This is a genomic window from Reyranella sp., from assembly GCF_050185545.1.
Taxonomy (GTDB): domain Bacteria; phylum Pseudomonadota; class Alphaproteobacteria; order Reyranellales; family Reyranellaceae; genus Reyranella.
Window position 1 is genome coordinate 39394 of record NZ_JBFWZI010000036.1, and the last position, 12670, is coordinate 52063.

The 12670-nt window shown below is 67.9% G+C and carries 8 protein-coding genes; 5 read left to right on the forward strand and 3 right to left on the reverse strand.

Annotated features, from left to right (window positions below; all coding sequences use genetic code 11):
- The first annotated feature begins 156 nt into the window (after window positions 1-156).
- The 4 genes from AB7O82_RS12885 to AB7O82_RS12900 all read left to right on the forward strand — a co-directional run bounded on the left by AB7O82_RS12885 (window position 157) and on the right by AB7O82_RS12900 (window position 6311).
- Window positions 157-390: a hypothetical protein gene (locus AB7O82_RS12885; protein WP_428546367.1), complete on the forward strand. Its 234-nt coding sequence runs from the start codon at window positions 157-159 to the stop codon at window positions 388-390.
- Window positions 391-564: 174 nt separating this feature from the next.
- Window positions 565-1041, forward strand: a complete 477-nt coding sequence (locus AB7O82_RS12890; protein WP_428619520.1) for a DoxX family protein — start codon at window positions 565-567, stop codon at window positions 1039-1041.
- A gap of 117 nt (window positions 1042-1158) precedes the next feature.
- Window positions 1159-4776: a S8 family serine peptidase gene (locus tag AB7O82_RS12895; RefSeq protein ID WP_428546361.1), complete on the forward strand. Its 3618-nt coding sequence runs from the start codon at window positions 1159-1161 to the stop codon at window positions 4774-4776.
- 11 nt (window positions 4777-4787) lie between these two features.
- Complete coding sequence (locus AB7O82_RS12900; protein ID WP_428546358.1) at window positions 4788-6311, forward strand: MBL fold metallo-hydrolase; 1524 nt, start codon at window positions 4788-4790, stop codon at window positions 6309-6311.
- Window positions 6312-6313: 2 nt separating this feature from the next.
- Here the strand turns inward: AB7O82_RS12900 and AB7O82_RS12905 are convergent, their stop codons facing one another.
- Entirely contained in the window at window positions 6314-6763 is a 450-nt protein-coding gene (locus tag AB7O82_RS12905) for a response regulator (protein WP_428546355.1), read from the reverse strand.
- Window positions 6764-6965: 202 nt separating this feature from the next.
- Here AB7O82_RS12905 and AB7O82_RS12910 point away from each other — a divergent pair, with 202 nt between their 5' ends.
- A complete protein-coding gene (locus tag AB7O82_RS12910) occupies window positions 6966-7769 on the forward strand; it encodes a response regulator (protein WP_428546352.1) in 804 nt (267 codons plus the stop codon).
- Window positions 7770-7959: 190 nt separating this feature from the next.
- Here AB7O82_RS12910 and AB7O82_RS12915 read toward each other — a convergent pair whose 3' ends face one another.
- Together AB7O82_RS12915 and glpK are read right to left on the reverse strand one after the other, a co-directional pair.
- On the reverse strand, window positions 7960-10566 hold the full coding sequence (locus AB7O82_RS12915; RefSeq protein ID WP_428546349.1) for a PAS domain-containing sensor histidine kinase: 2607 nt from the start codon (window positions 10564-10566) through the stop codon (window positions 7960-7962).
- Window positions 10567-10853: 287 nt separating this feature from the next.
- The gene (glpK, locus tag AB7O82_RS12920; protein WP_428619523.1) at window positions 10854-12338 is read right to left on the reverse strand and encodes a glycerol kinase GlpK; all 1485 of its coding nucleotides are present in this window, start codon (window positions 12336-12338) and stop codon (window positions 10854-10856) included.
- Between the last annotated feature and the right edge of the window lie 332 nt (window positions 12339-12670).

The window sequence follows — 12670 nt, forward strand, 5'->3', positions numbered from 1 at the left end:
GCGGGCCGCGGGCAATGGCCAGCAAAAAATACTCGGCCGCCGCGGCCAGACCGCCCGGCTCCGATGAAAATTCTTCGCGCAGCAGTGTAACGACCGGGCAGCGCACCGCGAATGACTGAGGGCGAGCAACTGGCTCGTCATTCCAGGAGGACCTCCATGAACAAGCGTACAGTAATCGCTACGGCCGCCGCGATCTTCGCCGCCAGCACGTTCGCAACCACGGCCTTCGCCGCCGGCGTCAAGTGCAGCGGCAGCAATGCCTGCAAGGGCCAAAGCGCGTGCAAGAGCGCCAGCAACGCCTGCAAGGGCCAGAATGCCTGCAAGGGCAAGGGCTTCACCGAAGCGGCCAATGCCGGTGAGTGCACCGCCAAAGGCGGCAAGGTGATGTAGACCAACGCCTGGAAGGACGACGTGGGTGACCGGCCTGACGCCGGCGCCCATGTCGGCCGGCTTCGTTCGCGTCGAAGGTTGGGTTGGGGCTGCTGTCCGATGACACGGTCGTCGATCGGCGTGGACGACGCTCGCCGACGGCGCGAGCCCGACTCGACGACCCGTGGTGCCCAAATGAAACCGCTGATCACGATCCTGTACGACTGGCCGCGCGTGGTGGCCGGCTTCCTCGGCTGGGCGGCGCCACTCGCCGTCCGCATCGTCGTCGGCTGGGTGTTCCTGTGGACCGGCTGGCAGAAGCTGCACTTCCTGCCGCGCATGATCGAGAATTTCCGCGAATGGGGTATCCCGGCGCCGGAATTCCTGACGCCGTTCGCCTCGGGCATGGAATTCGTCGGCGGCCTGATGCTTCTGCTCGGACTGCTGACCCGCGTCGTCTCCGTGCCGATGATGATCATCATGCTGGTGGCGATCGCCTCGGCGAAGTGGGGTGACGTCGATTCGCTGCAAACCCTGCTCGGCTTCGAGGAAGTGTCGTACTTCGTGATGTTCGCCTGGCTGGGAATCGCCGGCCCCGGTCCGGTGTCGCTCGACCACCTCATCCTCAAAGCGCTGCGGCCGGATCGCCCGCCGGCCGACTATGGAGCCTAGCCGAGCCGCCCGGTTCGCCGCAGGAAGTCAGCTCTCGAGCCGGCGTCGAGGATTGTAGTACGCGGTCGCTGCAAGTATTCTCGGTTGAGCGGCGAGACAGCTCCTGGGTGGACGACCATGGCGGGCAAGCTGAGACTGCTGGTGCGCGCGCAACCGGGCAGCGAGGGTGCCAGGTTGGCTTTCGGCGACGGGCGCACACCGGTAGCGCTTTCGCCGCTGTTTCAAAGCATCAGGCCGGCCACCGGCCTGGGCCTGACCGCCGGCACGACGTGGCAGCTGGCGGAGACCGAGGCAAGCGGGCTCTCGCCGTGGGACGCCTGCCATCTTGCCGTCCAGGACGGTCTCGGCATTGCGGGCGGCATCGAGTTTGCCGAGCCTGATCTCGAACAGCCCTGGCTCTGGTCGACCGCGTCCCGTCAGGCATTCGGCATGACCGGCGAGTGCCCGACCGAGGGGACGCCACAGGATGGCGACGTCTACGCCCTGGGTCCCTATTCAACCTGGCACAAGGGCACGCTCTTCTCGCAGCTGGGCGAGGCGGCCCAGGCGGTCGGTCCGGTTGGCGATGCACGGAGGGTGCGCATCGCCCACCTCGATACCGGCTACGACGCCAGCCACAAGACGCGGCCACTTCACCTCAACACGGCTCTGCAGCGCAACTTCGTCGACAGCGACCGTCCCCACGACGCCACCGACCGGCCGACCGCGCTGCTCAACCCCATGCTCGGCCATGGCACGGGCACGATCGGGCTGCTGGCCGGCAACAAGTTCGACGAGGACAACCAGTTCCTCGGCGGCGCGCCCGAGTGCGACATCGTTCCCATCCGCGTCGCCAACTGGGTCGTGCTGTTCCGCAACAGCGCCATCGCCCGCGCCTTCGACTATGTCCACGGATTGTGGGATCAGCCGCAAAGCCGCGTGCATGTCGTGACGATGAGCATGGGCGGGATCGCGTCCGCGGCGTGGGCCGACGCCATCAACGCGCTCTACGAGCGCGGCATCTTCGTCGTCACGGCGGCGGGCAACAATTTCTTCAATCTGCCGACCCGCTACATCGTCTATCCGGCGCGTTTCCGGCGCGTCGTTGCCGCTTGCGGCGTGATGGCCGACGAGCGCGCCTATGCCGATCTGCCGGCGCGCAAGATGGCCGGCTGCTATGGACCGCGCAGCAAGGAAGCCACGGCAATGGCGGCCTATACGCCGAACGTGCCGTGGCCGAAGTTCGGCTGTGCCGACGTCGTCGACTGGGATGGTGGTGGCACGTCGGCCGCGACCCCGCAGATCGCCGCAGCCGCCGCGCTGTGGATGCAGAAGCACGCAGCCACCCTCGAGGGCTACTCCGGCTGGCAGCGTGTCGAAGCGGTCCGTCGCGCGCTGTTCGCCTCGGCCAAGGCGCCCGCCAATGACGCGTTGGCGCGGCGCCTGGGACGCGGCGTGCTGCGCGCCAATGCCGCCCTGGCGATCGCGCCTGCCGAAGCCGGCACGCTGGTCAAGGAGGAAGAGGACAGCGCGTCGTTCAGCCTCTTTCGCGTCCTGACCGGAATCGGGCTCCAGGGCGAGCCCAGCCCGCGCCTGAGGATGGTCGAGCTGGAGGCGCTTCAGCTCAGCCAGCAGTCGCGCGATGTCGAGACGCTCCTGGACGACCTCGACCCTGGTGATCCCGCTCTGGCGGGCTCCGACAAAGCCCGGAAGATCCTCGAAGCGCTGGCCGATCACCCCGGCGCATCGCGCACCTTCAGGCGCCTCCTCGCGCGCCGGCTGGCGACGGCCGGCCCTCTCCTTCGACAGCCGGACGGCGCTCCGCCTTCAGCCGATGACGCTGCAGCCGATTTCGCCGGCAGTCCCCTCGAGCCGGAGACGGCGAGGCCGGCCGCCGTTGAGGCGCCATCGACGCCGTCCACTGCATTCTCACCGGTTCCGCCACCGCCGGCGCACCGCGCGCTCAGGGTCTATGCCTTCGATCCTCTCGTCGCGACGCGCCTGGAGACCAGCGATCTCAACGAAGCCATTCTTGAGATCGATTGGGAAGCCGACCTGAAGCCGGGGCCGGTCGGCGAATACTTCGAGGTCGTCGATATCGATCCGCCCAGCGAGTCCGCCTATGCGCCGGTCGACCTCAACCATCCCAGCATCCTGGCGACCCGAGGTCTCGCTCCGACCGAGGGAAATCCGCAGTTCCACCAGCAGATGGTTTACGCGGTGGCCATGAACACCGTCGAACGATTCAACATGGCGCTCGGACGGGAAGCGCAGTGGGCGCCGCGACTGGCCACGGTAGACGGCGAGTACGCCTCGCGATTCGTGCGACGCCTGCGCATCTATCCGCATGCGCTGCGCGAGCGCAACGCCTACTACAGCCCGGTGAAGATGGCGTTGCTGTTCGGCTACTTCAATGCATCGGCGAGCGACGCCGGCGGCAACCTTCCGGGCGGCCTGGTCTTCACCTGCCTGTCGCACGACATCATCGCCCACGAGACCACGCATGCCCTGCTCGACGGGCTGCATCCGCGCTTCAAGGAGCGGTCCAGCCTCGACATGCTGGCATTCCACGAGGCATTCGCCGACATCGTCGCGCTCTTCCAGCATTTCACCCTGCCCGAAGCCCTGCGCAGCGAGCTCGCCAGAGCGCGTGGCGATCTTTCGGTCGCCAACCTGCTGGGCGGCCTCGCCTTGCAGTTCGGCGAAGCAATCGGCAGGCGCGGCGCCCTGCGCAGCGCCATCTCCAGGGTCAACGAGAAGGGTCAGCCCGAGCGGGTGGAGCCCAGCCCGACGGACTACAGGTCGGCGACGAAGGCGCATGATCTCGGCAAGGTGCTGGTGGCGGCCGTGTTCGATGCGTTCCTGCAGGTCTACAAGCGCAAGACGGACGATCTGGTGCGCCTCGCCTCGGGCGGCACCGGGATCCTGCCGGAAGGACGCATACCGCACGATCTGGTCGAGCGACTGGCGCAGGAAGCGGCGAGGATCGCCGGCCGGGTGCTCAACATCTGCATTCGCGCCCTCGACTATTGTCCGCCAGTCGATCTGACGTTCGGCGAGTACCTGCGGGCGCTGATCACCGCCGACCGCGATCTCGTCCAAGACGATCCGCTCGGCTATCGCGTCGCCTTCATATCGGCTTTTCGCGCTCGCGGCATATTCCCGACCGACGTCAGCAATCTCTCGGTCGATGCACTGACCTGGCAGGAGCCGGACATCCGCGTCAGCGGGCTCGCCGAGGCCTTTAACGAACTGAAGCTCGACTGGCGGATCGATTGCGATCGCCATCAGGCCTTCCTGAGCTCGAACGAGGACGCCGCGAAGCTCCACGATTTCCTGAGCCAGAGCGCCGATCCGCATACCCTCGCCGAGTTGGGGATCGTGAAGACGGACAGGCGGCAGAAGATCACTCTCGGCAAGGAGCGCGGCAAGATCTCGAAGATCGAGGTGCATTCAGTGCGTCCGGCGCGCCGCGTGGCGCCGAGCGGCAAGATTCTGAACGACGTCATCATCGTCATCACGCAGAGCTGGAAGCCGGAGGGCATCGGGCTGTCGTTCCGCGGCGGCTGCACCATCATCTGCGATCGCGAGACTGGCCGTATCCGCTATGTCATCCGCAAGCGCATCGGCAACAGGCGCAGCATCGACGATCAGCTCAAGTTCCGCATGTCCATGACCGAAGGGTCGGCGATGCGAAATTACTTCGCCGAGGACCGGATTCCTCCCGAACCTTTCGCATTGACGCATCGTGACTAGAGCAGGACGCCATGAGCAGGAAGCCGATTGCCAAGGCAAAGTCCAAGGCCGCGAGACCCAAGACGGCGAAGCCCGAGGCGGTCAAGCCCAAGGCGACGTCGGTTGCCAGAAAGGTCGCCGCCGCCAGGAAGAAGGTCGCCAGGCCTAACCGGGCGACGGCGGAGCGGGCCGCCGCGACAAGCCGGCGAAGGCCCAAGATCAGCATCCGCATGTACAGGCTGGGTGTCGGCGATTGCTTCCTCGTCAGCCTCCCGCAGGAGGATGGCACGACCTACCGGATTCTGATCGACTGTGGCGTCCACCAGTCGAAGTCCGGAGGTTCCGCGCTCATCAAGAAGGTCGTCGCCAATCTCAAGGAGGAAACCGGCGGCAAGCTCGACGTCGTCGTCGCGACGCACGAGCATTGGGATCACGTCTCCGGCTTCCATCAGGCCGCCGAGCAGTTCCTGGACTTCAAGGTCGGCGAGGTCTGGGTGGCGTGGACGGAGGACAGCAACGATGACCTGGCCCGCAGCCTGAAGGACAAGCGCACGCGCGCGCTCGCCGCGCTGGGAATGGCCGAGTCGCGCTTCCGCCTGGCCGGCCACGAAGGCGCCGACAACAAGCTGAGCGGTCTGCTCGGCTTCTTCGGCGATACGACGGGTGCCAATCTCCAGAAGGCCGCGGCGGTCCTCAAGAAGATGAGCGGCGACGGCAAGTCGATCCGCTACCGCGAGCCGGGCGAGGCGCCGATCGAGCTGCCGGGCGGCAACGCCCGCATTTTCGTGCTCGGTCCGCCGCGCGACAAGGAGGCGATTCATCTCAGCGATCCGCGCAAGGGGGAGAACGAGGTCTACGCGTTCGGCGCCTACGCCCAGGATCTCGACGCCATCGAGCTCGCCCTGACCGGCGGGAGCGTGGCGCCCTTCGACAGCCGGTTCGCCATCCCGCTGGCCGGCTCGAAAGCGATTCCGTTCTTCCAGAAAGCCTATTGGGCCGACCGCGCCGAGCCGGCGCCGAAGCGGACCGAGCCGACCCAGGACTGGCGTCGCATCGACGACGACTGGCTGGGCGCGGCGACCTCGCTCGGCCTCAAGCTCGACGAGGACACCAACAACACCAGTCTGGTCATGGCGCTCGAGCTTGGGCCTCCCGAGGTCGACGGCCCGGTCCTTCTCTTCGCCGCCGATGCCCAGGTCGGCAATTGGCTGTCATGGCAGAAGGTCGAGTGGAAGAGCTACAAGGGACGCCGCATCACCGGTCCCGACCTGCTGCGCCGCACCATCCTCTACAAGGTCGGCCACCATGCCAGCCACAACGCGACCTTGAGCACACTTGGCCTCGAGCTGATGACCGCGCTGGAGCTCGCCCTGATTCCGACCGACGTCGCGATGGCGAAGGACGTCGGCTGGGGAACACTGCCCTGGCCCAGCCTCCTCACGGAGCTCGAGAAGAAGACGAAGGATCGGGTCATCCGCACCGACGAACCGCTGAACAAGATCGTGGCCAAGCTCGACGTCGAGGATCACGAGCTGTTCTACCAGATCAATCTGTGACCTCAGGCTTCCGGGCGGGGGCTGCCGAGGCCGGAGGCGAGCCAGCCGCTGCCGGTCGAGCGGCCGCCGGCCTGGACCAGGCGCAGCACGGCCTGGCGCCACGGCCGCAAGGGCAGTGGCTTGTTGAGGAAGGCGGTGATGCCGATCTGGCGCAGCGTTTCCTCCTCCAGCCCTCCGACCTTGGCCGAGACCATCATGATCGCGAGATTGGGCAGGATGCTGCGCAGCCGCCGGGCAACCTCGACGCCGGTAATGTCCGGAAGATTGTAGTCGATCACCGCCACCTTGGGCGGGCTCGCCGAAGCATGGCGCACCGCCATTTCGCCGTCGCGCGCCACGATCACGACGAGGCCGGCGCGTGCCAGGAAGCTTCCCAGCTCGTCGCGCTGCACCGGATCGTCCTCGACGATCAACACGTCGGACGCGTTAACAGAGCGCAAATTGTCGGCCATCCCACCTCAGATTGGCAGCGCCCGCCGGCAAGTCACGCCCGATCCGTTTCAATTTGAACAGATTGCGGCGTACCGCTGCAAGTTGCTCCGCGACATCGACCCGGCAATGGGATATTGCATCCAGTAGCGCCGGACGTGACCGGAAATTCAGTGCCTTCGATGGTGTCGGCGCATCGAGGGCGAGCCGCGTAGAGGCTTTGGATTGACGACCGCAGCACTTCCTTCGGGCACCGAGCCGCTGGACGTTCTCGTCGTCGAGGACGATACGGCCGTAGCCACCGAGTTCGTCGACTGTCTCAGTCGCGCCGGATTGCGCTGTGCCCACGCCCCGGATGGCTGGCAGGCGCTCCGCATGGTGGCGGCCCCGCGCGAAGTCGCCATCGTCCTTGCCGACCTGCGCATGCCCGAGCTCGACGGGCTGCAATTCGCAGAGCATCTGCAGCGGCTCGCCAACGGAACTCGCCCGGAGATCATCTTCGTGAGCGGATATCCTGAATTCAACGACGCGGTGCGGGCGATCCAGCTCGAGGCGCGCGACCTGCTGGTCAAGCCGGTCGAGCCGGATGCCCTCGTGCGCTCCGTCAAGTCGGCGCTGCTGGTGCGTGCGCTGCGCGCCCAATCGACGGCCGACGCCGCGGTCGAGGCAGAGCCCGCCACGCCGGTCCAGCGCAACAAGGCGTCGCTGCAGAGCCTTCGCGCCGTCCGGCGGATCAGAAGCCGCTACTTCCCGTCCGAGCTGTTTTCCGACCCCTGCTGGGAGATGCTGCTCGACCTCTACGACTGCCTGCTGTCCGGCCAGAACGCCACGGTGACCAGCCTGGCCGCCGCCTCCGGCGCCACGACGACGACCGCCTGGCGCCGCCTTGGCGCGCTGCAGGGTCATGGCCTGATCGAGCGCGCGGAGGACCCCGAGGACAAGCGCCGCACCCTGGTGCGCCTCACCGAGGCCGGCCGCCGCGCGGTCGAGGATTTCTTCGACACCTACTCGCGCAGCCAGCATCAGTAGGCTGCTCGCTTCCCCCGTAATCGGGGGGGTGCCCCGTCATACGGGGCGGAGGGGGAGAGCCTCACAAATGGCCTGTGAAGTCCCGACGTCGGAATTTCATGAATCTCGCCTGAGGCCTTCCCCCTCCGCCCCCTAACGGGGCACCGCCCCCCGTATGACTCCCGTATGACGGGGGGGGGAATATGAGTCGTCACGCCGCCGCGGCAGCGGCCATCACTGGGAGGAAGACGTCGAAGCGGGCACCGCCCTCGGGGCGGTTGGCGCCGCTGATGGTGCCGCCCATCTCGTCGACGATGCGCCGGCAGACGCGCAGGCCGAGGCCGGTACCCTTGCCGCGCTCCTTGGTCGTGACGAAGGCTTCGAACAGGCGGCTCAGCACCGCCGGGGGGATGCCCGGACCGTTGTCGAGCACCGAGAGGCGGATGAAGTCGCGACCGTCGTCCTGGCGCTCGACCATGGCCTGGACCTCGACCTCCGTGCCGCCCGAATCGCGCGCGTTGTTGATCAGGTTGACGAACACCTGCTCGAGCTTGCGCGACTGGCCGAACACCTTGGGCATCGGCCCCTCGAGCGCGAGCGTCAGCTTGACATCGGACTCGCGCAGGGCGTGCTCGGTGAGGTTGGCGGCAAGGCGCACCGCTTCTGCCGGATCGAACGGCTCGGCGGCGCTGTCGGTCAGGCCGTGCACGAAGTTGCGCAGGTCGCCCACGATCTTGGTGCCGCGCTCGACCTGCTCGCCGATGCGCTCGAGCCGGGTACGGACGAAGGCGAGGTCCGTCGACGTGCCATCCGTCCCCTCGAGCTCGTCGAGCGCCGACTGACAAGCGAGGTTGATGACCTGCAGCGGCTGGGCGACCTCGTGGGCGAACGCCGCTGACATCTCGCCGATCACGGCCATCCGCTCGGCGGCGAACAACGCCTGCTCGGCGTCGCGACGCACCGTGTCGTCGACGCCGACGAAGACGAACTGGCTCACCCGGCCGTCCTTGTCGAGGGCGGGCTTGACGGTGAAGCCGAGCGTGCGGCGGACGCCGGCTGGATCGCGATTGCGGCTGGAGAACTGGGTCGAGGGCGGGGTTCGGCCGACGAACGTGCTGTCGAGCCACTGCTTCATCACCGCATTGTCGCGCGGCATGCGCAGAATCTCGTTCAGCTTGCGTCCGACGGCCTGGTCGACCGGCACGCCGGTCAGCTCGGCGAAGCCCGAGTTGGCGATGACGATGCCGAGCTCGCGATCGGTCAGGACGATCAGGGCGCCGCTCGATTCGATGATCGAGCGCAGGCGGGTGCGCTCGGCGTCGAGCCGTGCCGCGAGCTGGGTCTGCATCTCGACGTCGCGCAGCGCCCCCACCACCATCGGCACGGTGCCGGGCACCCGCCGGAAGCGCGCCTCGACATGCTTGATGCTGCCGCTCGCGGTCCGGATCCGGAAGCGCGCCTGGTGCACGGTGTTTTCGCCGGCGCGCAGCATCTCGCGCGTCAACTCGATCAGCGCCTCGTGGTCCTCCGGGACGACCAGATCGATGGCGCGGCCCGCAAGCATGCGTTCCGGCGGCCAGCCGTAGAGGTCGAGCGCGGCGGCGCTGGCGAAGGTGAGCTTGCCGGACAGCAGCTCGAGCTTGAAGACCATGTCCGATAGCGACGCGACCAGCGTCTCGAAATCGGCGCGAATGCGCTCGACCTCGAGCTCGCGGGTCTTGAGCGCGGTCACGTCGGCGCGCAGGCCGACGGTGCGGCCGCCCGGGGTGCGCCGTTCCGACCATTCGAACCAGCGGTCACCGACCGCCCGGCGCACGATCGAACCTTTGCGGTTGAAGCGCGCGATCCAGGCATTAGGGCTGTTGTCCTCGGTGACGGACTCGCCGCGCTCGCGCATCAGCCGCTCGGTGTCGCGCGCCAGCTGCTCGTAGGTCTTGCCAACGGCGTCCGGCTGGTCGAGCACCGGGCTGATCGAGGCGGCCATCGAGTTGTGCAGCATCAGCCGGTCGTCGGGACCGTAGACCACGATGCCGGCGGGCAGGGATTCGATGGTCTCCTGGAGCAGCGACAGCGTGTCTTCCGACTTGGCCCGGGCCGCGGTCGCCTCGCGCCACAGGGCATGGAACTTCAGCGCCATGTGGCCGACCAGCAGGATCAGCACGATGCCGGCGCTCACGAAGCCCAGCGTGCTCAGCAGCAGGGTCAGCAGACGCGTCTCGTAGTCGTTGATCAGCCGCTCGAACTGCGAGTCGACGCTGTGCAGCGCCTGCTCCTGGATGTGGGTCACCGTCATGCGCATCTGCACGATCTCGGTGATTGCCGCCGGCGGCAGCGGCTGGCCGGCCTTGAGCGCCGCTTCGATCGCCTCGTAGGCGCGCTGCAGCCCGGGACGCGAGGCGCAGAGGCGGCTGAGCTCGCCGTTGTCGATGCGGCCGGCGGCGAGCGCGGCACAGTTCTCGCCCAGCACGCCGTCGAAAGCGCGCCAGACCTCGCCGACGCGGACGGCGTGGCCCGGCGCGCCGGGCGTAGCGAAGCTCAGCAGCACCGCGCGCGCGAGCTCGCGCGAGCTGTCGTCGATCGGAAAAACCCGCACCGCAGTCGCCTTCTGGAGGGCGGCGTCGGACTTGCGTAGCGACAGGCCAATATCGACGAAGGCGGCGGCGCAGCTCAGCAGGCCGATCACGCCCGCGACCGTCGCCCAGCGCACGCCGGCGATGCCGAGCGCCAGGCGCATCTGGCCCGGTATGTTGCGCAGGAACTCGGCCAGCCGTCCCCAGCTGCTTCCTGGCGGCGCCAATGCACTCGCTTCGAGAGCCACCTCGACCTCCCCTGCAGCGCGCGGGGCGTCCCCTCCCGCGGCGCCGGCCGCTGTTGATGGCGAAGCTTCGCCAGTCGTCATGATGCGATTTCCCGTGAACGCTGTCTGCTCAAATGGTTTCACAATGAATACACTTCAGCGCGACGCGACCATCGCCGCGGCCACCCGACGATGCCCGGTAGCCACTTGGCCTTGGTGAAACGTGATTGACCGCATTGCTTGCGGCATCGGAAGGATCATGTCCAAATCGGAGGAATGCGGGCGCGCGATGGCAGCCCTCGGCCCTCTCAGGCACTACGCACACGCCGCACCGCCTCCTGCCAGCCGGCACAACGGCGGTCGCGTGAGGCGGCGTCCTCCTCCGGCTGGAACGCCCGGTCGAGCGTCCAGCTGTCGGCCAGGGCCTCGAGCGACGGCCATAGCCCGGCTTGCAACCCGGCCAGGAAGGCCGCCCCGAGCGCCGTCGTCTCGGTGACGGTCGGGCGCTCGACCGGCAGCCCGACAGTGTCGGCCAGGCGCTGCATCAGGGCATCGTTGACCACCATGCCGCCGTCGACCCGCAGCTCGTCGAGCTGGGCGCCGTCGCCGCGCATCGCTTCGACGAGGTCGCGCGTCTGGTAACACACCGAATCCAGGGTGGCCGCGGCGATCTCGGCCGGTCCGCTGTCGCGCGTCAGGCCGAGCAGCGCGCCGCGCGCCGCGGCGTCCCAGTAGGGCGCGCCGAGACCGACGAAGGCCGGCACGAGATAGACGCCATGGTCCGGCCGGGCGCGCGCCGCGAGAGCCTCGACGTCGGCCGATTTCTCGATCAGGCCGAGCCCGTCGCGCAGCCACTGTACGGCGGCGCCGGCGATGAAGATGCTGCCTTCCAGGGCATAGGTGCGCCGCCCGGCGAGCTGGTAGGCGATGGTGGTGAGCAGTCGGTTGTGCGATCGTACGGCGATCGAGCCGGTGTTGAGCAGGGCGAAGCAGCCGGTGCCGTAGGTCGCCTTGATCATGCCCGGCCTGACACAGGCCTGGCCGACCGTGGCCGCCTGCTGGTCGCCCGCCATGCCGAGCACCGGGACGGCGGCTCCGAGAAAGTCCGGCGTGGCGACGGCGAGCTCGCCCGAGCAATCGACGACGGCCGGCAGCAGGCTCGACGGTACGTCGAGCAACCTGAGCATCGCATCGTCCCACGACCCGTCGTGGATGTTGAACAGCAGGGTGCGACTGGCGTTGGTGGCGTCGCTCGCATGGACCCTGCCGCCGCTCAGCCGCCACAGCAGGAAGCATTCGATGGTGCCGACGGCGAGTGCGCCCCTGGCTGCGGCGGCGCGCGCCCCGGCAACGTGATCGAGGACCCAGGCGATCTTGGTGCCGGAGAAATACGGATCGATCAGCAAGCCGGTCCGCGAGCTGACTTCGTGCTCGTGCCCGGCGCGCTTCAGCGCAACGCAGTGATCGGCCGTGCGACGGTCCTGCCAGACGATGGCGTTGTGAATCGGCTTGCCGGTGCTGCGGTCCCACACCACGATGGTCTCGCGCTGGTTGGTGATGCCGATGCCGGCCAGCGCCGTCGCCGCAAGCCCTGCGCGCGCCAGTGCGCGGCGGCAGACCTCGACCGTGGCCCGCCAGATCTCCTCGGCGTCGTGCTCGACCCAGCCCGGCTGCGGGAAGATCTGCGGCAGCTCCTTCTGCGCCGACGCCACCGGCCGACCGCCCCTATCGAACACGATGGCGCGCGTGCTGGTGGTGCCCTGGTCGATGGCGAGGATGTGCGTGGCGGCCATGGCGCCTTCTTACTCCTCCCCAACTTCGTTGGGGAGGTGTCCGCGTCTTCGCGGACCTGCCTTCGCCGAAGCGAAGCCGCTTCGGCTTCGCGCAGGCAGGCGGAGGGGTCATGATCTTCCGGACCGCGGGCGTCCCCGCTCGAGATCAAGAGCATGAGCGGGCGGGACGCCCGCGGTCCGCATGACCCCTCCGTCGGCGTAAGATGCCGACACCTGTACCTTTTCCAGACCTGAGTAGGTGAGCGGCGTGGGGGTTGCCCCACGGGCGACGGCCCGAATGTCGTATCCTGCCAGGACCGAGCCAGTCCGTCGGGAGCAACCAGCCGACACCT

Coding starts and splice junctions, on each gene's coding strand:
- AB7O82_RS12900 (WP_428546358.1), top strand. CDS start 4,788: ATGAGCAGGAAGCCGATTGCCAAGGCAAAGTCCAAGGCCGCGAGACCC.
- glpK (WP_428619523.1), bottom strand. CDS start 12,338: ATGGCCGCCACGCACATCCTCGCCATCGACCAGGGCACCACCAGCACG.
- AB7O82_RS12905 (WP_428546355.1), bottom strand. CDS start 6,763: ATGGCCGACAATTTGCGCTCTGTTAACGCGTCCGACGTGTTGATCGTC.
- AB7O82_RS12885 (WP_428546367.1), top strand. CDS start 157: ATGAACAAGCGTACAGTAATCGCTACGGCCGCCGCGATCTTCGCCGCC.
- AB7O82_RS12895 (WP_428546361.1), top strand. CDS start 1,159: ATGGCGGGCAAGCTGAGACTGCTGGTGCGCGCGCAACCGGGCAGCGAG.
- AB7O82_RS12890 (WP_428619520.1), top strand. CDS start 565: ATGAAACCGCTGATCACGATCCTGTACGACTGGCCGCGCGTGGTGGCC.